The organism is Flectobacillus sp. (assembly GCF_049240685.1).
Taxonomy (GTDB): Bacteria; Bacteroidota; Bacteroidia; order Cytophagales; family Spirosomataceae; genus Flectobacillus.
In genome coordinates this window covers 1-26,017 of the sequence record NZ_JBMLSD010000003.1, presented here as the reverse complement: position 1 = coordinate 26,017, position 26,017 = coordinate 1, and the positions used below count along the sequence as shown (strand labels likewise).

The window sequence follows — 26,017 nt, the reverse complement described above, 5'->3', positions numbered from 1 at the left end:
TTTGATTTTTAGTAGCTTATATTTTCAAAAAAGTCCTTGCAAGATTTCGCAAATTCAAAATCTCTTGTTAAATTTGCGTCCCTTTTAGGGGCAAATGGAATTTGTCAAACCCTCTAATTAGCTTCAATAAATCCATTTGCTTGAAATATAGCTAGTTAGTTTAAAAATACAATACAATGTACGCAATCGTAGAAATCGCTGGTCAGCAATTTAAAGTTGAGAAAGACCGTTACCTTTACACGTATCGTTTGGCGGGTGAGGAAGGCGCTGCACTAGTTTTTGACAAGGTTCTTCTTGTTGACAATGACGGAGATATCAAAGTAGGTGCTCCAACCGTTGAAGGTGCAACTGTATCAGGTAAAATTTTGGCTCACGTTCGTGGCGAAAAAGTTATCGTTTTCAAAAAGAAACGTCGTAAAGGCTATCAAAAACAAAACGGTCACCGTCAAGACTTGACAAAAGTTTTAATCGAAGGTATTACATTCTAATTAAGCCTTAAGTTATTAGTTAACAGACTTTTGGTTTAAGTCGTATTATTCATAACTTAACGTAAAAACATTACAAAAAAATGGCACACAAGAAAGGTGTAGGTAGTTCGAAGAACGGCCGTGAGTCACACAGCAAACGCTTGGGCGTTAAAATTTACGGTGGTCAACCTGCTATTGCTGGTAATATCATCGTTCGTCAAAGAGGTACAGCACACAACCCAGGTAAAAACGTAGGTATCGGTAAAGACCATACTTTGTTTGCTTTGGTTAGTGGTACAGTACAATTCAAAAAAGGTTTCAAAGGTCGTTCTTACATAGACGTTGTTCCTGCTGAAGCTTAATAACGAATTTGTCCATAAAAAAAGGATGCTTGTGTCACAAGCATCCTTTTTTATTTTAATGCATTTATTTCGTCTGATTCTATTATGATGGTACGCTGAAGAAAAGATTCTTTAGAGGCTTTGACTAGCATTTTGGCTATTTTGTCCGCCGATACGCCTCTATATTTTCTTAATGAACCTATCAAAAGGGGGCTAAATATACTATCGAGGGCCATACCGATTTTTTCTCCCAATCTAAACTCCTCTCTATTGCCTATGATGAGCGAAGGTCTTACGCAAACGAGTTTTCCAAAACCAAGTTTATTTAGCTTTTGCTCCAGTTCCCCTTTGGTTTTTAGGTAAAAATTGGAGGAATGGGCATCTGCTCCTATCGAAGAAACCAAAATATATTCTTCAAACCCATTTCTTTTGGCGATTTCAGCTATTTTTAATGGAATCGCACAGTCAATCAAATATTGCTTTTCTTTGCTTCCTGCCTTTTTGAGAGTGGTTCCCATAGCGCAGAACAGTACATCGCCTTTTACAAGACTTATATCGGGTTGCTCAAAATCAAAGATAATTTGTTCGAGCTTGGAAGAATTAAAATCCATAGTCTTTCTTACTAGCAACGTTACTTTGCTGAAGTAATCATCTAATAAGAGCTGTTGTGTGAGAGTTTTGCCAACCAAACCTGTCGCACCAATAACCAATGCATGTTTCATTATCCTAAGAGATTCCATTTGATTCCCCATTTTGCTAAGCGGTACAAAATGGATACTCTAAGTACCCCTAAACCATATTTTGAACTTCTCATAAAGTTAATTGAAGAAGCTTCTTCAAAATATTTGGTGGGGCATGTTACTTCTCCAATTTCAAAACCGTGCCAAAAGATTTGAGCAATCATTTCGTTATCAAAAACAAAATCATCATCGCAACGTTCAAATGGTACTTTTTCGAGTACAGCTCTCGAAAATGCACGATAACCTGTATGGTATTCAGAAAGTTTTTGACCTAACAATACATTCTGGAAAAACGTTAAAAATCTATTTGCTATGTATTTGTACATGGGCATACCTCCTTTTAGTGCGCCCATACCCAAAATGCGTGATCCAAAAACTACAGGATAGAGCTCGTTACCTATAATCGAAATCATAGCGGTAAGAAGCATTGGAGTGTATTGGTAATCAGGGTGTAACATAATGACAATATCGCCACCCAATTCTAATGCTTTGTTATAACAGGTTTTTTGATTACCGCCATAACCTTTGTTTTTATCATGGCGAATAACATGTTTTATACCAAGTGATTTTGCTACATCTACGGTGTTATCTGGGCTGTGGTCGTCTACTAAAATTACCTCATCGACAAGGTCGAAAGGAATTTCACGATATGTTCGTTCTAACGTTAATGATGCCTTGTAAGCAGGCATAACAACGATAACTTTTTTGTTATTATACATTTTTAATCAATTTTCTATGAATCAATAATTGAGTCAAATTTAACGTAAAATAGTGACAAAAATATCTGAAAATCAATGCCATTATACCCGCAATGGCTCGTGTGAGTCTCTTAGATTGCAAGTGTCAGATATTAGAATGTCTAAATGTTTGGCAATTTAAGATTTTACTAAATTTTAAACAAAATCAAAGCCAAACTTATATTTATCATTTGCTTGTTGGCAATTCATGTATCTTTGTGTTTTTTTACCTTTTGTCATGTCTTTCATAACAGACTCCTCATCACAGAGGTGTTATGGTTTATGATAATTCTTTGTTTTTTAGGGTATTGCCCATAAAATCTATTGATTGAATTTGATAAAGGTTTATCGCTTCTTTAATTGTTAATTTGAATTTACGGAGTTGTAAGGCTCTCTAAAAATATTTTTACGTGATCGATTATTCTCTTCAAAACATCCTTAAGACTTATACTAAACGCTTGACAAACTTGAGCGCCAAAAACAAGTCTTTGGTGTTGTTGAACCTTCCCAGTGAGCAATTTATAGATTTACATGAGCTTGATTTTGTACAAAATCAAGCATCATTTACTTTGATTGAGCAGCTTATTGCTCAAAAAAGTGCTATTTCGCTTTGTGATACCCTCGACCCTCGCAACGCCAGAGTGAATGAAGTGAGTAAGCGACTGAAAAAGATAGCTCGTACCGAAAAGTTTATCGAAGATGAACGTGGTGCCAAAGATTTATATGTGGGTTATCCTATTGTTAAAGGCAAACTGTTGGATGGTACCGTTGTGAGATGCCCTTTGTTGTTTTTTCCAGTGACCCTAATTCAAAAAGCACAAAGATTATCCTTGAATTCTAGTACCGATACTGGTTCTGGAATCAAATGGCATCTTCAACGTCGAGATGAACCTGTAACTTTTAATCGTAGTTTTTTACTTGCCTATTCGTATTTTAATGAAATTAAAATTTTCGATAATTTCTTAGAATACACTTTTGAGGATTTTTCAAAAACGTCTCTCGAGTTTAGAACTCAACTCTATGAATTACTGAAGGTTTCGCCACTAAATGTAAATTTTAATCAAGAACTTTTTAGTAATCAATTGCAGTATTTTGAGAAAAGTACCAAAGCGGATTTAGAACAACTCGAACGGAATGGTGAGTTAAAGTTGTATCCTCAGGCTGTACTCGGTATTTTTCCACAAGCAGGGTCTTTTCTTGTTCCAGATTATGAGTTTTTAATCGAAGAATCTCAAAGTAATCATATTGGATTATTTCGAGAAGGCGAAGCTCAATGGCTGCATGCACATTCGAGCTTAGTGCAACCATCGAGATTTCGAGAGGAAAAACTTCTCACTCCTCTTTCGATTGATGCCTCTCAAGAAGAAGTTATTCGCGAAGTAAAACTTGGAAAATCTCTTGTAGTTCAAGGGCCTCCCGGCACTGGGAAGTCTCAGTTAATCTGTAATTTGGTGGCCGACTTTACCGCTAGAGGCAAATCGGTGCTTGTTGTGTCGCAAAAACGTGCAGCCTTAGATGTCGTTTATGAGCGCCTCAAACAAATGGGGATGGAGCATTTTGTGGGAAGTGTGCATGACTTTAAAAATGATAGAAAAGCTCTTTACAATCAGATTTTGCACCAAATTGAGCAGATTGATTATTACAAAAAGCTCAATTACAGCCTAGATAGTATTTTTCTTGAGCGAAGTTTTGACCAAGAATCTCGTAAAATCGACAAAATTGTGGAAGAACTAGAGTCATTTAAGAAGGCTTTATTTGATACTTCTTTCTGTGGTGCTTCTATCAAAGAACTATATCTTACTTCGTCTTTAGAAAAGCCTTATGTTGCACTAGGTGACTTTTTTCAAGACTATCGTTTGGATTGCCTAGATGATTTTTTGACTCGATTCAAAAAGTATTGTCAGTATACTCGCTTATTCCGTCATGATTCTATAGGAAAGCATTTTTGGAATCAGCGAAAACGATTTAATAGCTTTACTTTTTCTGATATTAAGCATCTTCAAAAAGTTGTTTCTGATACCTTAAAAGTAACTCAACATACCTTTTTGACTTTAGAAAGCCTGCTTGAAAGCAAGATTCAGTACGATGATTTAAAGAACTTGCTCGAAGAACGAGATACCATTAGTCAAATTAGGCTCATTTTATCTTCTTCAAGTTATTTTGATGCGCTTCGATACAGAAAACAACAAAAACTGAAGATTAGGCCATTAGAGTTTTCTCAGCTTTTTGAACAAATCAAAGCAATTTTTGGTGCAGAAGGGATTGAAACAACCCTCGACTCCTCGGCCCTAAAACCCTTTCAGAATAAATTATTAGAAGCACTCGATGCCAAATCGAATGCGCTAGGTGGGATGGTTTGGTCACTCTTTTCTAAACAGAAAAGAGATATTCAGGAGCTCGTGTTAGCCAATGGGCTAACTTTATCGAACGAAGATTTAATGCGTTTACAAGCCCGCATCCAAAATCGTATTGCTTTGGAGCATTGGTGGATAGAACATGGCGATTTGTTTTTTGTAAAAGGAAGTACCCTCTCCAATGCCGAAAGACCCGTCTGGCTTGGGAAAGGTTTTAGATGGTTTGAACGACATTTTGAGATGATGCAGAGTGCTATTCAGGCTGATATCCTTTGGCAAGATACCCATTTAAGCTTACTAGTAGACTATTCTTATTTTGATTACCAGCAGTTCAAGAATTTACTCGAAGATTTGACGTCTTCACTTGAGGAATATTCGGGGCAAAATCTCTCAGCTCAACCTTATTTGTCTGAAAATCAGATAGAGTTATTATCTACGCTCAAGGCCTCAGAAACTACAGAAGTGTTGGGGTATTTGGAGGAACATTTTGATTTGATGTTAGAAGCTGATGAGATTCATCGTTCTTTTTCTTCCAGAGAGATGGACTTGATAAGTTTGCTTGAAAAGTCTTCTGGTCTCGACGATTCTCCTATAGAGCTGTTTCTTAATAGCTTAAAGATTGCTTGGATTGATGCCATTGAGCAACAATACCCCATTTTGAGGGGAGCTAGCACGCCTAAATTACAACAGCTTGAGAATGAATTGCAAGCAGCTATTGCTCAAAAACAGCATTTGAGTAAAGAAATTTTACAATTAAGATTACGTGAAAAAACCTATCAGTCCCTCGAGGTTAATAGGCTTCAAAATGTGACTACTTACCGAGATTTGAAGCATCAGGTTTCAAAAAAACGTAAGATTTGGTCTATCCGTAAACTTATTGCCGAACTCTCTGACGAAGTCTTCAATTTAATCCCTTGTTGGTTAGCTTCTCCCGAGACTGTTTCTGCGATTTTTCCATTAACCACTCAAAATCTTGCCGTTTCGGAGAAAAATAGTACAGGGTTTCATCCTATAATGTTTGATTTAGTCATTTTTGATGAAGCTTCCCAATGTTACGCCGAACAGGGAATCCCTTCAATTTTTAGGGGAAAACAAACAGTTATCGCTGGTGATTCCAAACAATTACAGCCTTCAGATTTGTATCGTATTCGTTTTGAAGACGAGCATGAAGATATTCCTGCTTTAGAAGTCGATTCATTCTTGGATTTAGGATGTCAATTTTTACCACAAATGCAGTTGCGTGGACATTATCGAAGTCGCTCGCTAGATTTGATTGATTTTTCTAATCGGTATTTTTACCAAAACTCGCTTCAACTTTTGCCAAGATTTGAAGACATGAACGACAGTGATCCCTCGATTGAGTATATTCAGGTATCAGATGGTATATGGAATAATCACTCAAATGCCGTTGAAGCTGATGTTATTTTGACCTTGGTAAAAGAATTACGGGCAAATACACCTGATAAATCCATAGGAATCGTAACTTTCAATTATCGTCAGCAAGTTTATATTCAGGATTTGTTGGAGCAGCATTTGCATGCTCAAGAGAAATTGACTAAAAATGGGCAAGAGCCTATTTTTATTAAGAATATAGAAAATGTTCAAGGCGACGAGAGAGATATTATTATTTTCTCGGTAGGTTATGCTCCTGATGCTACAGGGCGTTTTACGATGAACTTTGGTGCCCTAAATATGTCTGGAGGTGAAAACCGCCTAAATGTGGCTATAACACGTGCTAGGGAGCAAATTTATGTTATTACAAGTATTGCTCCTGAGCAATTGAAAGTAGATGATGCCACGCATGAAGGACCTAAATTATTAAAACAGTATTTGGAGTATGCTCGTCGAGTTTCGGAAGGATTGTATTCTCCTCAGCCTCTGGTATCCAAAAACTATTGGGCTGAATGGCTCTTGAAAGAACAATTAAGCAAGAAAGTAGTTTCGTTCGTAAAAGAACTTCCTTTCGCTGATTTAACAATTAAATCTTCGCAACAATACCAAGGTGTTGTATTGACCGACGATGATTTGTTTCATGATGCTCAATCTGTAAAGGAATCCTTCGCCTATTTGCCATTAGAATTACATCGTAAAGGCTGGAATTTTAGCCGCTATTACAGCCGTCAGCTTTGGAAAAAGGTTATTCCTTGATTTTGAGTTTGAAGGTTTTGAATCTATCACATTGAATCTGCTTCAAAGAGGCAGGTTCAACAAACATTAATTTAACCTTCAAGCTCATGAAAAGTACTTTACTGCATTTGAGAATCCCCTTTTCTTTTTTTTTAATGCCAGTTTATTGGTTTGCGCTTAGCCAATCATCTACTCTACATACCGATAAAGCCATTTTAGTCTTTATCCTTTTACATTTACTGATATATCCTGCCTCAAACGCCTACAATAGCTTTTATGACAAAGACGAGTCTTCCATTGGTGGTTTAGAGAATCCCCCACCCGTAACCAAGGACTTGTATTATACGGCTTGGAGTCTTGATATTGCAGCCATTATTCTAGCTTGGATTTTCGATTCTTGGATTTTGTCGTTGGGTTTGTTTTTATACAGTACCGTATCAAAAGCTTATTCTTATGATAAAGTTCGTTTAAAAAAATATCCAATCATTAGCTGGCTAACTGTCGGTGTGTTTCAAGGAGGATTTACCTATTTGTTAGTATTACAATCAGCGGGACAATTGACTTGGTCGGAATTATTTTCTTCAAATAACCTTTTACCAGCAGTCTTGAGTACTTGTAATCTTTTGGGTTTTTATCCGATGACACAAGTGTATCAGCATGAAGAAGACGCCAAACGTGGCGATTTAACTATCAGTAGACTTTTAGGAATTAGAGGAACATTTTTGTTCACGGCAGGGATTTTCTCTTTAGTTACTGTTGGCTTTTATTTCTTTTTTGCGGGAAAAATGATGATGGGGCTTCCTATTTTTCTTATTTACCTACTGATTTTATCTCCAGTTTTACTTTTTTTCAACTTATGGTTTATTAAAGTTCTAAAAAATGAAACATTCGCAAACTTTAAAAATACGATGATTTTGAATTTTTTGGGTGGAATTTGCTTGAATGCCTTTTTTATCCTGATTTTTCTGAAAAAAAGTTAAGAAATTAGTGTTTTTACAAGAAAATGATAATCAGTAAATTACGGAAACATTATCAAATAATTTAAAAAAAAGTTAAATTTTTTTTCATCAAACACTTGCATAGTAAAATTCTACCCCCTAATTTTGCATCACAATTCAGCGACAAAGTAACGCTGACAACAAAAGAAAATGCGAAAGTAGCTCAGCTGGTAGAGCGCAACCTTGCCAAGGTTGAGGTCGCGGGTTCGAACCCCGTCTTTCGCTCCACTTTGAAGCACCAATCTGGTGCTTTTTAAGTTTAGTAGGTCGGTGAAAATTGACTGAAGCCAGGGTGGTGGAACTGGTAGACACGCAGGACTTAAAATCCTGTGAGCCGCAACGCTCGTACGGGTTCGATTCCCGTCCCCGGTACCACTTCTTAAGAGAGTAATCAGCATTGATTACTCTCTTTTTTATTTAAGAGCTTTGCATCCTCAGTTTTTTCAAAATCTTTCCTTCTAGTTTTTTGTAAAAGTTTTTATTCAAAAAAAAATTGTCGAATCAAAACTTACAGCCTTGTATCTGCTTTTAGATTTTCATTTGTTTTTCTGATAGATATTCATTCGTACTTACTTCGACAAATTACCATTCCATAACTTGTTTATCATAAAATTCTAATGAATAGCCTTATCTTTGTTAGATACAATTAATCATTTATTCTTTACAAGCAAGTGAAAATATCATTCATTGGGGCTGGCAATGTGGCTTGGCACCTTTCTCAAGCACTCGAAACAGCTAATTACGATATTGAGGGAGTTTATAGTAGAAACCCATCCAATGCCCGTGCACTTACACAGCAGCTTTATAATGCGCAAGTTCAACGGGGATTAGATTTTACAAATTCTAATTCTGAGATATTCTTCCTTTGTGTATCAGATGATGCAATGGAGGAAGTTATTCGTAATTTATCACTCCCATCTAGTGCTATTTTGGTGCATACTTCTGGCTCAAAAACACTTAATGAATTACAAGAGTTGGTAGACGTATATCTGGATGAGACTATACGTACAGGTGTGTTTTATCCTCTGCAAACTTTTACAAAAATGTTCCACGTGAATTTTTCGGAAATTCCTATATGCTTGGAATCCAGCAATTTAGATGTGGAAAACTTGTTGATAACTCTTGCGCAGTCTATTTCTGACGTTACTTATGCCGTAAATTCGGAGGAGAGAAAGAGTATACATTTAGCTGCCGTTTACGCTTGTAACTTCACCAATCACCTCTGGGGAATTGCACAGGATTTGATGAAAAAAAATGATTTAGAGTTTAAATTATTAGAACCTCTCATCAAAGAAACCTTGAGAAAAGCTTTGGAGTCGGAAGATATCTTTGCCGTACAAACAGGGCCTGCAAGACGAAACGACCAGAAGATTATACAGCGACAAATAGGGGCTTTGAAAAACAATACAGGTTATAAAAAGATTTACGAAAGTATTACTGAAGATATTATTGATAAAAATACAATATGATTGACGCTCAAAAATTACAAAAAATAACCACATTCGTATTCGATATAGATGGCGTAATGACCGACGGTTCTGTTCATGTGCTAGAAACAGGAGAACATTACCGTACTTTTTACATCCGTGATGGCTATGCGTTGGAAAGAGCTATTCAGGCTGGTTATCATATCTGTGTGATTACAGGTGGCAAACACGAGGGTGTGCGTAAAAGATTACAAAATCTCAAAATCCAAGATGTATTCATGGGTTCGGGAGGAAAAAGTAAACTAGAAATTTACACACAATGGCTCGAAGATTCTGGGATTTCGGAAGATGAGATTTTATATATGGGCGATGATATTCCCGATTATCAGGTAATGTCAAGAGAAAACCTATATGCTACTTGTCCAGCAGACGCTTGCGAAGAGATTTTGGGCGTTTCTCAATATGTTTCACCTCATAATGGTGGTCGTGGTGCTGTGCGTGACATTATAGAGCAAGTGATGCGAGCACAAGAAAAGTGGCTGGTATTTTAAGATAAAACAATAGTAAAACAAAAAAGCCTTAGTATGTCAAAAAACTAAGGCTTTTTAATTTATCACAAATCCATGAATGGATAAAAAACTAAACTAAAAGCTGACGGCTCCGAGCCATAAGCTATTCTGGAACTTCCATCAGCAACAACTCTACTCCCGTGGTGGTTTTGAAATGTGCTTCTTGGAGGTTTTCCAATCCCAATCCATCTCTTGACTTCAAATTTTCGTCGGCAACTTGCACTTCTCCTTCTATCACAAATACATATAAGCCATTGCCTGGACGTTTTATTTGATAAGAAAAATCTTGCCCTGCTTCAAAATTACCAATGCTAAAATAAGCATCTTGGTAAATCCAAAGAGCGTCCTCTTGTTGGTCGTTGGCTGGGGTCACTACCGTTTGAAAACGATTGTGACGAGCCGCTACATCAAAAGATTGTTGAGCATAACGAGGTTTGACATTTTCTTGATTAGGAAATAACCAAATCTGAAATAAAGTCAAAGGCTCGTTTTGTTGATGGTTGAACTCTGAATGATAAATACCCGTTCCGGCACTCATTACTTGAATTTCGCCCGCCGTTATAGTTCCATAATTACCAAAGCTATCTTTATGTGCCACTACCCCACTAGTTGGAATCGTGATGATTTCCATGTTATCGTGTGGGTGCATTCCAAAGCCCATTCCTCCTGCGATATAATCATCGTTTAGTACTCGCAAGGCTCCAAAATGGACGCGAGAAGGGTCATGATAGTTTGAGAACGAAAAGGTATGTTTTGCTTTGAGCCAACCATGATCGGCTTTTCCTCTCGTGTCTGCAAGATGGAGGGTTTTTTTAAGCGGTTTCATCAGAAACTCCTTTCTTGGTATAGGTTTTCAGCGTAGTGTTTTTGTAAAACAAGAAAGTATGCTGAAAACCTAATTGATAAAATGTATTACCTAGAGAGATAGAAAACCAAAAGCTCAAACCTCTCTTTGTCTATATTACGCTTGTTTCACCAACTGAATGTTAGCTACTAATTTTACTTCTTCACTTACCAATGCACTACCAGCTTCAGTAATAGCGTTCCAAGTCAAACCGAAATCTTTACGGTTGATTTTACCTGTTACTTCAAAACCTGCTTTTACATTACCCCAAGGGTCAGTAGCAACACCTTCGAAGTCAACATCCAAGGTAACAGGAAGTGTTACTCCTTTGATAGTCAAATCACCTTTCAATTCAAAATCGCTACCATCTTTTACAAATGAAGTAGATTTGAATGATAAAGTTGGGAATTGCTCAACATCGAAAAAGTCAGCGCTTTTTAAGTGACCGTCACGTTGTTCGCTTTTTGTATTGATAGAGGCTGTATTAGCTTCGAATGAAATGCTTGCATTTTCAAATCCTTCTTCTGCTTCTACTGCACCTGAAAATTCTTCAAAATGACCTGTTACAGTAGTGATTACTAAGTGTTTTACTTTGAACTGGATTTCTGAGTGTGAAGGGTCGATTGCCCAAGTGTTAGTTGCCATGACTTTGTATGTTTAAATGTTGTTTGTTTTAATTTGATAATGCAAATATATGTATATACATTAAATGTTATGATATATAATTTACGGATAAACTTGTCGATTTTACGGATTATCAAAAAAATTAGCGTTTTGAGTGGCTGGCAAGCTGTTTTTTGTACTCAGAAAAGGTTTGTCCTGTATAGTTTTTGAAGTATTTAGAAAAGTGTGCTTCATCTTCGAAGCCCAAATCAAAGGCAATTTCTTTGGCTGATACCATCCCAAAATTGGCTTTACGTTTAATTTCCAGAATCACACGTTGCTTGATATGTTCGGAGGCTGGTTGTCCCGTCACTTTTTTGACAGTATCATTCAAATGGCTTGGTGTAACACTCAATTGGTCGGCGTAATCAGCAACTTTGTTTTTTTGACTAAAACGAAGTTCTACCAAATCCTGAAATCGTCTGACTAAACAAACAGATTTTGAAGATTCGTCGTGTGTCGGAGCTAATTGACTCGAAAATAATCGTGCACATTGTATCAGAAACATTTTGATCAAGCTTCTTAGCATATCTTCTTGATAAATGCCATCACGATTTTGGTATTCAGCCTGAATGTTTTGAAGGATGTTTTCTAAACCAAAAGAAAGAGAGTTATCTAATGTAAAAGGCTTAAACTGAAAAGTATTGTGGAAAAGCCCAGTGTCAATCAGGAATTCTCTATTATTTTCATAAGTAAAGAAAAAATCACTATCAAACGAAATGACATAACCACTAGGAGGCGATTGAAAATGAAAAGCGTGCGCTTGACCTGGAGAAAGAAACCAAAAAGTTTGAGGATGTAAATCGAATTTTTGGAAATCAACGGTATGTGTTCCTGTACCTTCTTTTACCCAAATAATCACATAGTAATCGTGCTTGTGCATTTCGTTGGACTGCTCAGAACGGTGTTCTTCTAGCCACTGCATGGTATTGAGTTCAAAATGAAGTTTAGAAGGAGTCACCTCTTCAAGTCGAAGTGTTTTCATAGAAATTAAAAAGTTATATTATGCTGTGCGTTTTCTTCTTTATTAGAGTGGCATAGATATTCAAATATACTAAACCAAGTCAGAAATGGGGAAAATTGGCTGTTTTAAATCAACAACTTAACTTTGCAATATGAATTTACAACTTGTTTCGCTTCAGTTTGTCATCAAGTGGCTATTGATATGTGTCGTGGTCGGTTTTGTTGTAGGGAGTGCATCTGCTTTTTTTCTGGTTGCATTGGATTGGGCTACGCATTATCGTGAAAGCCATACATGGCTTATCTGGCTATTGCCATTGGCTGGTTTGGTTGTAGGTGGACTTTATCATTATTGGGGAGCTTCGGTTGCCAAAGGGAATAATCAATTAATCGAAGAATTACAAAAATCAACTCAAGCGATTCCTTTACTCATGATGCCTTTAATACTGGTCACAACCGTTATCACGCATCTATTTGGAGGGTCGGCAGGGCGTGAAGGTACCGCTGTCCAAATGGGCGGAGCATTGGCGGATAACTTGTATTTGTGGGGCTCTAAACTGATAGAAAAACTTGGTTTTAAAAGAGATACTGCTCATTTTGATAGAAAAATCATACTCATTGTGGGCATTAGTGCGGGTTTTGCCTCGGTATTTGGAACGCCCTTGGCAGGAACCGTCTTTGCCTTGGAAGTAGCCATTATTGGTAAAATGCGCTACGAGGCTATTTTCCCAAGTTTGTTGGGTGCAATTGTAGCAGATTATGTTTGTCAGTCGGTTTGGCATGTGGGGCATACACATTATGTCGTGAGCGAACAAACGCCTTTGATACCGACCTCACTCGTATGGGCAATGTTGGCAGGAGCGATTTTTGGACTAATGGGTTTGATATTTGCCCAAATGACACATGCTTGGGGGAATTTTTTCAAGCAAAAAGTATCCTATCCTCCCCTTCGTGCTGTAATTGGAGGTGTGCTGGTGGCGATTCTTTTGATTGGTTTCAAAGCAGAGCGATATAGCGGTCTGGGAGTTCCTGTGATTGTAGAAGCATTTCAAAAGACCGTCAATTGGTATGATTTTTTGGGAAAAACTTTTTTTACTTCTCTTACGCTAGGTTCGGGATTTAAAGGTGGCGAAGTAACGCCTTTGTTTTATATAGGGGCAACTTTAGGAAATACACTTTCTACGATAATTCCTTTACCTTTGAGTTTGTTGGCGGCAATGGGTTTTGTAGGCGTATTTTCGGGCGCATCTAATACGCCATTGGCGTGTACACTCATGGGTATCGAACTTTTTGGCGCCGAATCGGCTGTATTTATGGCTATTGCATGTATTACAGCGTATTTATTTTCTGGACATGTGGGTATTTATGCTTCTCAGATTGTTGGAGGAAATAAGGCCCCCATGAAAGAAATTAATGAGTTTTTTTGAGAAATACTAAAGTGATTTTATCAGAGATGTTTTGGTTCAGAGAATAAATGGGTAAATTTAGATGAAACCCCTTTTGTTCCTCCATCGTCTCATGCGAAATTTTTTAATACTGGTAATTATTTTAATGACACAACTTACCCAGATAAATGCACAAGAATTACAGAAAAATCTGTTTGATTCTTATGAGCAGTTTCAAGAAAAAGCAATTACCAAACGTCGTTTTGGGCATGCAACTTTGGTAAATTTATTAGAAAAACTAAAGTCTAATCCTTTGTTTGATGTCCAAATTGCTGAAAAATCAACCGAAGGACGAGCTATTTATCAAGTTAAAGTAGGAAATGGCCCAACCAAAGTGCTTTTATGGTCGCAGATGCACGGCAATGAAGCTACTGCTACGATGGCCTTGATGGATATTTTCAATTTTTTAGGAAAGGATACTCCCGCATATTCAGATTTTAAAAAGACATTACTCGAAAAATGTACTTTTTATTTTGTGCCAATGCTCAATCCTGACGGTGCTGAGGCATGGTCGAGATACACCGCTTTGGGTATAGATATGAACCGTGATGCTTTGGCTTTACAAACCCCTGAAGGTCGTTTACTGAAAAATTTAGTCAAAACCTTAAAACCTGATTTTGGTTTTAACCTTCATGACAAAGACCGCAGGTATTCGGCTGGTCAGACGGGCAATTTGGCAACGATGTCCTTTTTGGCAACGGCTTACAACGAGGCTCAAGAAGTAAACGATGTTCGCAAAAAGGCTATGCAAGTAATTGTGCAGATGAATCGTGGTTTGCAACAGTATTTACCCAATTGTGTGGGCAAATGGCCGTCAGATTTTGAACCAAGAGCTTTTGGTGATAATATACAAAAATGGGGAACTTCGCTCATCCTTATCGAATCTGGAGGGTTTAAAAACGATCCTGAAAAACAATATATTCGTAAGCTAAATTATATCTCGATTTTATCGGCCTTGAACTCAGTTGCTACAAAGTCATACGTCAACGAAACTACTGAGACTTACGATGCTTTGCCCGTAAATGGGAAGGCGATTTTTGATTTAATCATCAGAAATGTAACTATTCAAAAGGGCAATATAAGTTATGTCGCAGATATTGCCATCAATCGTAACGAAGAACCTGTTAGTGGAGGTGATGGTTTTGTCAATACAAGCACCGTCGAGGAAATTGGAGATATGTCGGTCTTTTTTGGAACAGATGAAATCGATGGAAAAGGATTGACAATACAAGCAAAAAAAGAAATTAGTTTAGGAATGAAAGCCGATTTTACTTTGTTGAAAAATGACGAAGTAAAATATGTGATAAAAAATGGAGTGATTCAATAAGCTCCCGAAGTCTAAAGACAGTCTAATTCAATCAAACAAATGGAAAATCCAGTAATTATTATTGGTGCAAGCGGCTTGGGCGCAGTGGCACTTGATATTTTTAAAAGAAACAATGTCGTAGTATATGCTTTTTTGGACGATAACGAAAAGCTACACAATACCGAAATAGATGATATTACCGTATTAGGGTCGCCCGACGATGAGGGATCCACCAAATTGATTGGTAAAAAATGTGAAGCTTTTGTAGCAATTGACGAAACAAAGGTGCGCAAAAACATCGTAGAAATGCTGCATGACGTGCGCAAAGTACAGCCTGTCAATGCCATTCATGACCAGTCTATTATTGCTTCAACGGCATCAATTGGTCATGGTAATTTGATTGCAGCAGGTGCAATTATCAACCCAAGAGCCGAAATTGGGAATCATAATATTTTACACAGTAGAGTACTAATAGATGTTGATGCAAAGGTGGGCGATTTTGTTCAAATTGGCGCAGGAACAGTCATAGGCGCAGGAGCAGTCATCGAAGACAACGCTTTTATTGGTACAGGCGTAACCATTGTTGGTGGCGTAAAGATTGGTAAAAGTGCTAGAATTGGCGCTGGTTCTGTCGTAATTGAGGACGTAAAAGCTAAAGAAACAGTGTTTGGTAATCCTGCAAAAAAAGTATAAATAAATGATTGGCTTTGAGTATTGGAGTTGTCTAAAGTGAAAACCGATTACTCAAAGCCAAACGTTTTTATACCAGATATTTGTCATTCTACGTTATTGCCCTAAACTATAGTCAGATAATTTTATAGCAAAAGAGAAGCCAATAGGTAACAAGTCTAAAGCCATAAAATACCGAATGATTTAGCGAATTGCTTTGATTTCAAGGACTTGAAAATTATTTTAGTAACTTTGAAAAAGAATCCCTGTTGTGCTTCATTTGTCACCACAGAACCACCGAATGTACTACCCAATCAATATGAATGTTACGCTAAGAAATACGATCCTTGTTGGGGCTGTGCTTGTCATGAGCCATCAGATAGGATTTGCTCAAAAAAAAGAAGCCTCTACCAAAAAGATAGAAATTACCCCTGCCCAACAATTGGAGGCAGAGGGGCATTTTACTGATGGGATGAAGTATTTTATGATGGAAGATTACGACAAAGCGATTGTACCATTAGAAAAAGCTTTATCAATAACCCCCAAAAATAGTGGAGTTCTTTATACTTTGGGAAAAGTATATCTTAAAATGAATGAAGAAGCAAAGGCGATTGGTTATGTCCGAAAAGCTATTGAGATAGATCCTAACAACGCAAGTTACCATGAGTTACTCGCAGATTTATATGTAAAAAATAAGCAGCTTTCCGAAGCCGAAGCGGTTTATCAAAAATTAGTAGGGCTGTACCCAAATAACCCAGAGTACTACCTACAGCAAGGTGCAATATTTATTTTTGATAACCGCTTAGATGATGCTGTGAAGGCATTTGACAAAGCAGAAAAGGTATTGGGGATTAATGAAGAGCTTTCTCGACAGAAACAAGCAGTTTTGCTAAAATTAGGGAAAGTAGAAGATGCAATAAAAGAGGGTGAAAAATTGATAGCCTCCGACCCAGAGGAGATAGATTACATTGTGGATCAGGCAGAATTGTTAATTTCTCAAAAAAGAAACGAACAAGCGATTCCATATTTAGAAAAAATTCTTAAAATGAACCCTGGTAATGCGCAAGCACATGTGATGTTAGCGCAATTGTATCAAGAAAAGGGAGACATCGAAAAATGTAACAAGGAATTAGAATTAGCATTTGCAGATCCAAACCTAGATGTCAATACCAAAGCTCGAATCTTAATGAGCTATGTATCGATGATGAAAGACGAAAAGTCAAAACAAATGGCATTTAATTTGGTCAAATCATTAATCGTAGCAAATCCTAAAGACCCCAAATCCCATGCGATTTATGGAGATTTGTTGTTTCAAAAGGGCGAAGTTGCCGAAGCACGTAACGAATACGTAAAAGCTGCACACCTCGACCCATCGGTTAATGAAGTATGGGGACGAATTATTCAACTTGACTTTGATTTGAATCAAATAGATAGTGCCATCGTGCATTCGGAACAAGCGATTGAAGTTTTTCCCAATCAATCAGTTTTTTGGTACCTCAATGGCTCTGCTCATTATCGTAAACGCAACAACGAAAAAGCCATTGAAGCGCTAGAAGAAGCCAAGCGATTGGCTCCAGAAGGATATGAGTTGGCTCAGCATATTTTTGCACAATTAGGCGATACCTACAATAGTATCGGCAAACATGAAAAATCGGATGAGGCTTATGAAGCTGCTTTGAAAGAAGATCCTGACAATGACCATGTGCTCAACAACTACAGCTATTTCTTGTCTTTAAGAAAAGTAAAACTCGAAAAGGCCGCACAAATGGCCAATAGACTCGTAGAACGTCACCCAAACAATGGAACCTATTTGGATACCTACGCTTGGGTATTGTACGAAATGAAAGACTTTGCCAAAGCAAAAATTTATCTCGAAAAGGCAGTAGAAAACAACATTAATAAAAGCGGTACAATTGTCGAACATTATGGCGACGTATTGTATCAGTTAGGCGATGTTGCGAAAGCGGTCGAGCAATGGAAAAAAGCTAAAACTATTGGCGGAACAAGCCATAACTTAGATCAGAAAATCAGTCAACAAAAACTTATAGAATAAACTCACAACAAGCATACTCAAAACCATAGGTTTAATTGCTTTATTGATAACAGACAAATGAATAAATTACTCATTGGAGGTGCCGCATTGATGTTGGGTATTGCATCGTGTAAGAAACCAGCGATTAATAAATCTCCAGACCTTGTATCAACAACCACAGACACATTAAATAATAAAACTTCGGTCGTCCCAAGCAAGAGTGACTCTATCCCAAAAAAGGTGGAAGCACCCATAAAAACGGATGACATAGACCCAGAAAAAATCAGTGTTGATGAGGTTGATTTCAAGTACTTGAAGGGAAAAGCCAAAGTAGCCATCAAAAGCGCAGAGGTTAATCAAACGGTTAATATGGATATTCGGGCCAAAAAGGATAGTATAATTTGGTTGAATGTATCTGTACCTGGGCTTCCTGTATCGATTGCAACAGCGGTTTTTACAAAAGATTCGGTAAAGATTCATAATAAGTATGAAGGGTCTTATAATGAGTATCGTTATGACCATTTTTCTGAAAAGTTTAAGTTTAACCTAACATTCGATATCCTTCAGGCATTAATTGTTGGAAATCGCCCGTTCAAAAAAAATAAATCAAGAGTGATTCGAGAAAATGAATATTTCTTGCTCAAACAACACGAAGGGAAAGTTCAGATAGATAACTATATTGGTCAAGATAAAAAGTTGAAAAAGCTGTTAGTAACACAAGATGTAACTAACACCAAGCTTGAGATGGACTTTGCAGATTTTACGGCCCTTAATAATACCTTATTCCCACTTTCAAATCTGATAACTGTCGAATATAAATCAGAAAAAGATCAAAAGATTTATCAAACTGTTATCAATATCAAACATACGAAAGTCGAATTGTTGGAAGAAGCATTGCAGTTCCCATTCAAAGTTCCTGAAAAACTATTAAAGAAAAACTAAAACTAAACAAGATAAGCTTTGAACTATATTTGGTTTAAAGCTTATCTTGCATTTTTATAGAAGAAGTAAAACTTTTTTCAAAAAGAATGGATTTTACCCTCATTCATTCTTCCTTATTTGATTACGCAAATCACTAACACTATTTATTCAAACTATAATAAGTAAGTGAACAAAATTAGATTTAAGTTTTTTATTTTAGCCACAAGGCAAAGACTGTTAAATGGTTTTTTAGTAACTGTTAGAAATGTTTTGCCAAATGCCCAAAGCTGAGAGCTCAAAAATTAAATTTTGTTTTGCGCACTAACTTATTAGCCAATAGTGTGAAACGTGCCTTGTGTAATGTAGTTTTCAAAATCCAACAAATACCTAAAGCCATTATAGCACAAGTGCAACATATCAACCGTTTGAAGGCAGCCCTACGATTATTCACAGGACTGTTTGTTGTTTTCTTGGGGTTATACCTCACTCCTACCTACGCACAAAATACTAAGCGAAAGAAAATAAGTCGAGCTAAATTAGAAGCCGAGAAGCAAGCGAATCTTCGTAAAATCAACGAACTAAACGCGATTATTGCCAAAACCGAACAAAAAAAAGAAGTAAGTGTTGGTAAACTTAATGCTTTAGGAGAAAGAATCAATAAGCAAAGTAAACAAATAAACCTGCTATCCGAAAATCAGGAGCTTTTGGATATTGAGGTAAGCGAACTCACACGCGAGAGTGGACAGCTTTCTGGGAATCTCGAAAAGCTCAAACAGGAGTACGCAATGATGGTATTCAATGCCGCAAAAGTAAGTAACAAATACAATCAGTTGAGCTTCTTGTTTTCGGCACCTTCTTTCAATAAACTTGTAAAACGATACAAATATCTACGCCAATATTCCGAATCACGAACACGACAAGCTGCCTTGATAGAAAGTGTTAGAGAGGAGCTGAGATTGGAACAACTAAAAATCCTGCAAAAGAAACAAGAACAAGCCAATGTGCTGAAAGAGAAAATCCAAGAAACACAGAAATTAGAAGATCTAAAAATAAAGCAGTCGGATGTAGTTGCTGAGCTAAGTCAAAAAGAGCAAAAGCTTAAAGAACAATTGGATGCCAATAAAAGAGCAGTCGAAAAACTTGAAAACATGATTGCGCAGATGGTAGAAAGAGAAATTAAGCGTTCACAACAAAGAATCAAAAGTAAAAACAATCAGCAGTATAGTTCAGAATCTGTCAAAAAAGTAAGCCCCAAAACCATCGAATTGAGTGAAGAAGAAAGAAGAGTGGCTACCTCCTTTTCACAACTAAAAGGCAGAATGCCCTGGCCCGTTCAGAGTGGCTTTATTTCTGACCGTTTTGGGGTTCATAATCACCCTGTTTTAAGAGGCGTCAAGCTAAATAATGATGGCGTAGACATTCAGACCAATTCGGGCAATTCGGTATATGCCGTATACGATGGAATTGTACGCTCTGTGGTAAATATCCCAGGCGTAAATACTATCGTGGCTATTCAGCATGGTGATTATTTTACGGTGTATGGAAAACTAACCAATGTTGTAGTTCGCGAAGGTCAAAGTATATCTTCAAGCCAAAAAATTGGTCAAGTAGCAACCGATGGCGATGGTACCTCAGAAATTAAATTTCAGGTTTGGAAAAATAACTCAAAACAGAATCCGGAATTGTGGCTAAGAAATAAATAAAGAGTAATGATAATGCTCTCATAGAGAAGGAGTTTTATAAAATTTTGTAAAAAAAAAGGCATTTAAGGACGAAAAAAAAGCGGTTTTGTGGCTTTACCCCAAAAGATTACAGAAAAACCTTTAAAATTCCAATAGAATTCATAATTTTGCAGTCCAAATTTTTACTAGCAAATGAAAGTAAATTTGGAAAGGTAAAGAGGCACTTCCAAGCTGAGTGTGCTTAATCTATCCAACAAAATAAAAATTACAGAGAAAGTTGTTTATTAATACATTTCATCAAGTTTGGTAAACAACCCTAAACGAATAATTACAAAACCCAAATGGCAAAAAAAGAAGAAAACAAAAACCTTGAATTTTTGGAAAGTCCAGAAGGATTGAAGCAAGAATTAGGACACGACATCGAAAAAGTACAACAAGCCGTAGAAAAAAATAAAGGTCTGGTTTCTGGTGTTGCTGGTGCGATTATCGTAGCGGTGATTGGCTATTTCGGTTACAAATACTACGTTGCAACTCAAGATGAAGCAGCTCAAGCAAAAATGTACAATGCTGTGTATAAGTTTGAGGCTGATTCTAATAAAGTAGCAGCACAAGAGTTTGCAAAATTAGCAGATGAGTTTGGTGGCCATGCTGGTAACTTGTCTAACTTCTATGCAGGTGCTGCAGAGTTGAAAGAAGGTAAATACGATGCAGCTATCGAGCATCTAAAAGCTTTCAGTAGCTCAGACTTATTAGTTCAAGCTCGTGCATATTCTTTGATTGGTGATGCTTACGCAGAAAAAAAATCTTTTGGCGAAGCAATCGATTACTATAAAAAAGCTTCTGAATATAAAGCAAACAAATTCTTTACTCCATCCTACTTGATGAAGTTGGCTGCTGCTTACGAAGCAAACAAGCAAAACAAAGAAGCTTTGGATGTTTATAACGAAATCGTAGAAAAGTACGCAGAGTCAGCTGAATATATCAACGCCAAGAAATACAAGGCGGTGTTAGAAGGCTCTGTCTCTGAATAAGAAATAAATCAAAATATTGATTACATCAGAAGGGATAAGGGCTTGCGTTCTTGTCCCTTTTTTGTTATAACTTTTACAAAACAATCATAAAATGTCATCGGCTCACAAAAATCTCAGTATTTTTTCAACAGATAATTTACCAGATATTACAGATAAAAAATTCGCTATCGTAGTAGCTGAATGGAACGAGGAAGTTACCAATGCCTTGGCAGATGGCGCTTATAAAACTCTCTTAACTTATGGCGCAAAAGAAGATAACATCTTACGTGTGACCGTACCAGGAAGTTACGAATTGAGTTACGGAGCACAAAAAATGGCACAACGAGAAGATATTGATGCCGTTATTTGTATTGGTTGTGTAATTCAAGGCGAAACTAAACACAACGATTACATCAATCATGCCGTTGCTCAAGGATTAACCAATGTGAGTTTGAAATACGATAAACCTGTTGTATTTGGTGTATTAACGCCAAATACCGAGCAGCAAGCCCTTGATCGTGCGGGTGGTATTCATGGTAATAAAGGCGATGAAGCAGCTATCACTGCAGTTAAAATGTTGAAGTTTTAAGAAGCTTCACACTACTCTATACTTTTAATGATTTTTGAATATGCTAACAAGTAAATCGAACTGGTTATATCTTATAATTCTAGTTCCTATTGTTTTATTCTGGCTAGTTTTATGGCAATATGCTGTAAATGTCCCTTGGTTTGATGACATTGATGCCTTTCCTGAAACGGTAGCAATTTGGATGAAGAGCAATAATTGGCTAGAAAGGTTAACATTACTGTTTCGCCCTAATAACGAACACCGGATGTTTTTGGGAAGGTTAGCTGCTGTACTCAGTTATGAGTTTACAGGAAAATTGAATATCCGTACCATTATTTTAGTAGCTAATATTCAATTAATGGGAATCGTTTTTCTTTTCTGGAAAACATTTACAAGACAAAAATTAGCTCCGATTTACTTTTTACCAGTATTACTTTTTTTGTTGCAACCACAGTACCATCTTACAAGTAACTGGGCAATAACTGGATGGCAACATCTTTCGGTTCTATTTTGGGGTTTTTTAACGATATACTTACTCTCAAAAAATAATGCTAAAGCCTTTGGTGGAGCCATCATTACGATGTTTGTTGCTACTTTTTCGATGAGTAATGGTTTATTATTTTGGTTTGCAGGAGGTATATTATTGGCACTACAACAGCGTTTTAAATTACTTTTTGCTTGGGGAGCCTTTATGATAATAGCAATTGGACTCTATTTTCATGGGTTTGATAATAGCGCAAATGGTGCTGGATTAGACTACCTGAAAGCACATCCAGAAGAAAGTTTTTTTGGTTTTTTTACTTTTTTGGGAGGAGGATTTGATTTTACCCCAGACCTAGAAATCTTTAAAAGAGCAATTATCCCAACATTTATGGGTTTTATAGCGGTGAGTATTTTAGCCTTCTTGATATTTAAGTTATTTTTTGAAAATTCAATGCAAAAATGGACTAAACTAGAGGGGCGAGACACCTTGTTTGTCATTGGATGTTTGCTTTTTGTGCTTTTTAATGCAGGGATTATTGCTTTACTTCGCCCACGATTTGGCTACTTTGTTATGCTAGTTGGTAATTACAAAATTTATCCAGCTTTATTTTTAAGTTTACTTTATTTATTGATAAGTTTTTATGGTAAAACAACGACGAGGTTATTAAATAGCATTTTGCTTTTTTCTCTCATTTTTAATGTCGTTTCTTATGCAAAATATTTGCCAGAAGTAAGTAATCGAAAAAAGAATCTATTGGTATGTGGTTTCAACCAAAAGTATAACCAAATTGGTCTTGCGGCAGAGGTAAATTCACTTTTTGCCCAAAGAACAGAAGAAGTACTAGGCTTTTTGATGAATAAAAAGGTTTTTCAATTTCCTGTTTGGTTAAACGAATCGTTGGTATTAAAACCTTTTGAAAATACAAGTCAAATCATGCCTATTGAGATTAAAAAACTAGCCCCTGCAACAGTGAGTATTACCAATAATTCTTTTGAAGGTTCACAAAAAGGGCTTAATGGAGCATATATACTTCTAAAATCTAATGAAAGAACCTACCTGATACCAACTAAAAGCAATCCGTATATGGGTAGAAACCCGTTTAAGACATCGGCTGGTTTTACAACAATAATTCCTGCAAAGCTTATTCAAAAGGGTAATTACGAAATAGGAGTATATACCAAAAATCAAGGTCAGGAACAAGTCTTCCAGACTAATCAAAGAGTAGATATAGATTTTTAAATTATTGAAGACTTATAATGCCTCAAATTTCAATTGTAGCTCCATTATATAACGAGCAAGAGAGTTTTCCTCATCTAATCAGCAGATTGAATGCAGTGATGGATTCATCTTCGCTAACCATAGAGGTTGTGTTGGTAGATGATGGCAGCAAAGATTTAACAGCCCAATTGATGAGAGATAACGCCTTAGCCGATGCACGTTATCATTGTGTGTTTTTATCTCGAAATCATGGACATCAATTAGCCCTTACTGCTGGCTTGGCTCATGCAAGGGGCTCCGAAGCTATTATGGTCATCGATGGCGATTTACAAGACCCACCCGAGTTGCTAACATCGTTTTATGATTACCTCACAAAAGGCTATGATGTTATTTATGCGGTCAGAAAAAAACGTAAGGAAGGTTTTTTGAAAAAAAGTGCCTACTTTTTATTCTATCGAATTTTAAAGAGTATCTCTTATATTGATATTCCATTAGACAGTGGTGATTTTTCTATGATCAGCAGAAGAGTCGTGGATATCATGAATAAAATGCCTGAAGAAAGCCGTTATCTGAGAGGAATGCGTACTTGGATTGGCTTTAAGCAAATTGGTATTGAATATGAACGTGCAGAACGACAAGCGGGTGAGTCTAAATATTCTTTGAAGTTATTATTAAGATTAGCTTATAATGGTATTTTTAATTTTAGTGAGTTTCCAATTAAATTCGTTAGCCGATTAGGAGCTTTTGGTGTAATGGTATCATTGCTCTATTTTTTCGCTGTTATTATAAAAAAGTACTTTTTTCAAGAAGTTATAGAAGGGTTTACTTCCTTACTTTTTATGATAATTTTCTTTAGTGGAATACAATTATTTGCGCTTGGGGTCATCGGCGAGTATGTACTGAGAGTCTTTTTTCAATCAAAAAATAGACCTCTATTTATCGTTAGAGAAACTATTGTAGATAAAAAATATCAATAATCCTTTAAGTGACCAAAATCGCTTAAATTTTACTAATTACTTTTGAATATGCAAGTTTGGAAATTTGGGGGTACTTCCGTTGGGAAGCCCGAGCGAATGCACTCGATTAGAAATTTGATTACCGAAGATAGCACCCGAAAAATCGTGGTATTGTCAGCTCTTTCGGGAACAACAAACGCCTTGATTTCGATTGGAGAATCATTAAAGGCAAACAACGACGCCGAAGCAACTCAAAAAATCGAAGAGTTGTACGCTCATTATGAAACATTTATCAAAGAACTTTACAAAACTCCTGCTGGTTACGCAGAAGGTAAAGCAATCATTGATAAAGAGTTTTCATTTATTCGCTCGTTGGTAAGCATCAAACCTTTTAGCGTAAAACAAGAAAAAGAAATCGTTGCTGAAGGTGAATTGCTTTCAACTCAAATGTTCGAAGCATACTTGCGCGAAGAAGGTGTCAACGCTGTACTGCTACCTGCCTTAGATTTTATGTTAATCGATGCAGATAATGAGCCTGTATTGAAGTTTACAGAAGAAAAATTGAGCTCGATTCTTTCGCAACTAGAGGATAAACAGGTCTTTATTACGCAAGGTTTTATCTGCCGTAACCCACGTGGCGAAGTAGATAACCTGAAGCGTGGAGGTTCTGATTATACTGCTTCATTGATTGGTGGTGCTATCGTAGCTGATGAAGTTCAAATCTGGACAGATATCGACGGTATGCACAACAACGACCCTCGTATTGTGAAAAAAACATTCCCAATTCGTGAGTTGACATTCGAAGAAGCAGCTGAATTAGCCTATTTTGGTGCCAAAATTTTGCACCCAAGTACAATTACTCCTGCCAAGTTGAAAGGTGTTCCTGTTCGTTTGAAAAATACGATGGAACCTTCAGCTTACGGTACTTTGATTGCGGACAAAACTTCGGACCGTGAAATCAAAGCTATCGCAGCGAAAGATAACCTTACGGCTATTTATATCCACTCTACTCGTATGTTGAATGCTTACGGTTTCTTGCGTAGAGTATTTGAAGTATTCGAGAAATACAAAACACCAGTGGATATGATTACTACTTCTGAGGTATCGGTATCGGTAACAATCGACAACGATGAACACTTGGAAGAAATCATGGCAGAATTAAGACAATTTGCTGACCTAGAAGAATGCGACAAAGATCAAACTATCGTTTGTATCGTAGGTAACTTCTCGGCCGACAAAGAAGGTATTGCCTTGAAAGTATTGGATGCCATGAAAAACATCCCAATTCGTATGATATCCTACGGTGCATCCGAGCACAATATCTCCTTGTTGATTCACGGCAAGCACAAGGCAGAAGCGCTAAATGCACTAAACGAGCGTTGTTTTTTATATGAAGATGCCATGAAAAGCATTTTCTCAGCGCCCTAAGTGATAAAAAGCAATAAATACTAATAGCCGTGTCGTCAGAAGCTTACGCACGGCTATTTTTTTTATCTTTG

At 36.9% G+C, this 26,017-nt stretch carries 22 protein-coding genes and 2 tRNA genes; 19 read left to right on the top strand and 5 right to left on the bottom strand.

All coding sequences use genetic code 11. The features are described 5' to 3' along the window. Positions 1-176: 176 nt before the first annotated feature. Both rplU and rpmA read left to right on the top strand, forming a co-directional pair. Complete coding sequence (gene rplU, locus ACOVQ4_RS00235) at positions 177-488, top strand: 50S ribosomal protein L21 (RefSeq protein WP_421818670.1); 312 nt, start codon at positions 177-179, stop codon at positions 486-488. Between the two features lie 80 nt (positions 489-568). Continuing rightward, positions 569-829 carry a 50S ribosomal protein L27 gene (gene rpmA, locus ACOVQ4_RS00230; RefSeq protein WP_421818669.1) on the top strand — a complete coding sequence of 87 codons (261 nt, stop codon included), beginning with the start codon at positions 569-571 and terminating at the stop codon, positions 827-829. 50 nt (positions 830-879) lie between these two features. On the opposite strand, the gene ACOVQ4_RS00225 is transcribed toward rpmA, so the two are convergent. Together ACOVQ4_RS00225 and ACOVQ4_RS00220 are read right to left on the bottom strand one after the other, a co-directional pair. Next, entirely contained in the window at positions 880-1,530 is a 651-nt protein-coding gene (locus tag ACOVQ4_RS00225) for an NAD(P)H-binding protein (protein WP_421818668.1), read from the bottom strand. Beyond that, on the bottom strand, positions 1,530-2,267 hold the full coding sequence (locus tag ACOVQ4_RS00220) for a glycosyltransferase family 2 protein (protein WP_421818667.1): 738 nt from the start codon (positions 2,265-2,267) through the stop codon (positions 1,530-1,532). Before ACOVQ4_RS00220 ends, ACOVQ4_RS00225 begins: the two co-directional genes overlap by 1 nt. Before the next feature lie 428 nt (positions 2,268-2,695). Here ACOVQ4_RS00220 and ACOVQ4_RS00215 point away from each other — a divergent pair, with 428 nt between their 5' ends. The 6 genes from ACOVQ4_RS00215 (at position 2,696) to ACOVQ4_RS00190 (ending at position 9,742) form a co-directional block, all read left to right on the top strand. Beyond that, entirely contained in the window at positions 2,696-6,787 is a 4,092-nt protein-coding gene (locus tag ACOVQ4_RS00215; protein ID WP_421818666.1) for an AAA domain-containing protein, read from the top strand. Positions 6,788-6,873: 86 nt separating this feature from the next. Next, on the top strand, positions 6,874-7,746 hold the full coding sequence (locus ACOVQ4_RS00210) for a UbiA family prenyltransferase (RefSeq protein ID WP_421818665.1): 873 nt from the start codon (positions 6,874-6,876) through the stop codon (positions 7,744-7,746). Between the two features lie 170 nt (positions 7,747-7,916). After that, a tRNA-Gly gene (locus ACOVQ4_RS00205) sits at positions 7,917-7,992 on the top strand. A gap of 58 nt (positions 7,993-8,050) precedes the next feature. Continuing rightward, positions 8,051-8,139: transfer RNA gene (locus tag ACOVQ4_RS00200), tRNA-Leu, on the top strand. A 296-nt stretch (positions 8,140-8,435) separates the two neighbouring features. Further along, complete coding sequence (locus tag ACOVQ4_RS00195; RefSeq protein ID WP_421818664.1) at positions 8,436-9,233, top strand: Rossmann-like and DUF2520 domain-containing protein; 798 nt, start codon at positions 8,436-8,438, stop codon at positions 9,231-9,233. Then, positions 9,230-9,742 (top strand): KdsC family phosphatase, encoded by a 513-nt coding sequence (locus ACOVQ4_RS00190; protein ID WP_095160944.1) that lies wholly within the window; start codon positions 9,230-9,232, stop codon positions 9,740-9,742. The genes ACOVQ4_RS00195 and ACOVQ4_RS00190 overlap by 4 nt, the downstream gene beginning before the upstream one ends. A gap of 121 nt (positions 9,743-9,863) precedes the next feature. On the opposite strand, the gene ACOVQ4_RS00185 is transcribed toward ACOVQ4_RS00190, so the two are convergent. The 3 genes from ACOVQ4_RS00185 to ACOVQ4_RS00175 all read right to left on the bottom strand — a co-directional run bounded on the left by ACOVQ4_RS00185 (position 9,864) and on the right by ACOVQ4_RS00175 (position 12,252). Then, a complete protein-coding gene (locus ACOVQ4_RS00185; RefSeq protein WP_421818663.1) occupies positions 9,864-10,586 on the bottom strand; it encodes a pirin family protein in 723 nt (240 codons plus the stop codon). A 135-nt stretch (positions 10,587-10,721) separates the two neighbouring features. Then, a complete protein-coding gene (locus ACOVQ4_RS00180) occupies positions 10,722-11,249 on the bottom strand; it encodes a YceI family protein (RefSeq protein ID WP_095160946.1) in 528 nt (175 codons plus the stop codon). A 121-nt stretch (positions 11,250-11,370) separates the two neighbouring features. Further along, a complete protein-coding gene (locus tag ACOVQ4_RS00175; RefSeq protein ID WP_421818662.1) occupies positions 11,371-12,252 on the bottom strand; it encodes a helix-turn-helix domain-containing protein in 882 nt (293 codons plus the stop codon). 130 nt (positions 12,253-12,382) lie between these two features. On the opposite strand from ACOVQ4_RS00175, the gene ACOVQ4_RS00170 reads away from it, so the two are divergent. The 11 genes from ACOVQ4_RS00170 to ACOVQ4_RS00120 all read left to right on the top strand — a co-directional run bounded on the left by ACOVQ4_RS00170 (position 12,383) and on the right by ACOVQ4_RS00120 (position 25,946). Further along, positions 12,383-13,654: a voltage-gated chloride channel family protein gene (locus ACOVQ4_RS00170; RefSeq protein WP_421818661.1), complete on the top strand. Its 1,272-nt coding sequence runs from the start codon at positions 12,383-12,385 to the stop codon at positions 13,652-13,654. A gap of 124 nt (positions 13,655-13,778) precedes the next feature. Further along, positions 13,779-14,999, top strand: coding sequence for a M14 family zinc carboxypeptidase (locus tag ACOVQ4_RS00165; protein ID WP_421818660.1), 1,221 nt, complete (start codon positions 13,779-13,781; stop codon positions 14,997-14,999). Positions 15,000-15,038: 39 nt separating this feature from the next. Continuing rightward, a complete protein-coding gene (locus tag ACOVQ4_RS00160) occupies positions 15,039-15,671 on the top strand; it encodes an acetyltransferase (protein ID WP_421818659.1) in 633 nt (210 codons plus the stop codon). A gap of 277 nt (positions 15,672-15,948) precedes the next feature. Further along, complete coding sequence (locus tag ACOVQ4_RS00155) at positions 15,949-17,700, top strand: tetratricopeptide repeat protein (protein WP_421818658.1); 1,752 nt, start codon at positions 15,949-15,951, stop codon at positions 17,698-17,700. A gap of 57 nt (positions 17,701-17,757) precedes the next feature. Continuing rightward, positions 17,758-18,621, top strand: coding sequence for a DUF4292 domain-containing protein (locus tag ACOVQ4_RS00150; RefSeq protein ID WP_421818657.1), 864 nt, complete (start codon positions 17,758-17,760; stop codon positions 18,619-18,621). Between the two features lie 293 nt (positions 18,622-18,914). Beyond that, positions 18,915-20,303 carry a murein hydrolase activator EnvC family protein gene (locus ACOVQ4_RS00145; RefSeq protein WP_421818656.1) on the top strand — a complete coding sequence of 463 codons (1,389 nt, stop codon included), beginning with the start codon at positions 18,915-18,917 and terminating at the stop codon, positions 20,301-20,303. A gap of 320 nt (positions 20,304-20,623) precedes the next feature. Beyond that, positions 20,624-21,313: a tetratricopeptide repeat protein gene (locus ACOVQ4_RS00140; RefSeq protein WP_421818655.1), complete on the top strand. Its 690-nt coding sequence runs from the start codon at positions 20,624-20,626 to the stop codon at positions 21,311-21,313. Positions 21,314-21,404: 91 nt separating this feature from the next. Beyond that, the gene (gene ribH / locus ACOVQ4_RS00135; protein ID WP_421818654.1) at positions 21,405-21,881 is read left to right on the top strand and encodes a 6,7-dimethyl-8-ribityllumazine synthase; all 477 of its coding nucleotides are present in this window, start codon (positions 21,405-21,407) and stop codon (positions 21,879-21,881) included. Positions 21,882-21,921: 40 nt separating this feature from the next. Continuing rightward, the gene (locus tag ACOVQ4_RS00130; RefSeq protein ID WP_421818653.1) at positions 21,922-23,583 is read left to right on the top strand and encodes a hypothetical protein; all 1,662 of its coding nucleotides are present in this window, start codon (positions 21,922-21,924) and stop codon (positions 23,581-23,583) included. Between the two features lie 17 nt (positions 23,584-23,600). Then, positions 23,601-24,539: a glycosyltransferase family 2 protein gene (locus ACOVQ4_RS00125; protein WP_421818652.1), complete on the top strand. Its 939-nt coding sequence runs from the start codon at positions 23,601-23,603 to the stop codon at positions 24,537-24,539. A gap of 48 nt (positions 24,540-24,587) precedes the next feature. Then, positions 24,588-25,946 (top strand): aspartate kinase, encoded by a 1,359-nt coding sequence (locus ACOVQ4_RS00120; protein WP_421818651.1) that lies wholly within the window; start codon positions 24,588-24,590, stop codon positions 25,944-25,946. Positions 25,947-26,017 lie beyond the last annotated feature (71 nt).